The organism is Pseudomonas sp. Pse79 (assembly GCF_024519615.1).
GTDB lineage: Bacteria > Pseudomonadota > Gammaproteobacteria > Pseudomonadales > Pseudomonadaceae > Aquipseudomonas > Aquipseudomonas veronii.
On record NZ_JALJRR010000084.1, the window covers coordinates 1 to 254 of the forward strand.

1 protein-coding gene is annotated in these 254 nt (G+C 59.4%); it reads left to right on the forward strand.

Going from position 1 to position 254, the window contains the following annotated elements; all coding sequences use genetic code 11:
• The coding region (locus tag NR164_RS30335; protein ID WP_256823680.1) for an RHS domain-containing protein at nucleotides 1-254 on the forward strand (254 nt) is incomplete at both ends.

A 254-nucleotide genomic window follows, 5' to 3' on the forward strand; every position in this document is an offset into this window, starting at 1 on the left:
GTATCTCTATGAGGACGATGGCTATACGCCGCTGGCCCGGGTTGATGGCGTGGGCGAACACCAGAGCGTGCGCTATTACCACAACGACTTGAGCGGCTTGCCGGAACAGTTGACTGAAACCGACGGGCACAACGTCTGGCGCGCGACTTATCGGGTGTGGGGCAACGCGCTGGAGGAGGTGCGCGAAGCGTATTTTATTGAAGAGCAGAACCTGCGATTTCAGGGGCAGTATCTGGATCGGGAGACGGGGCTGC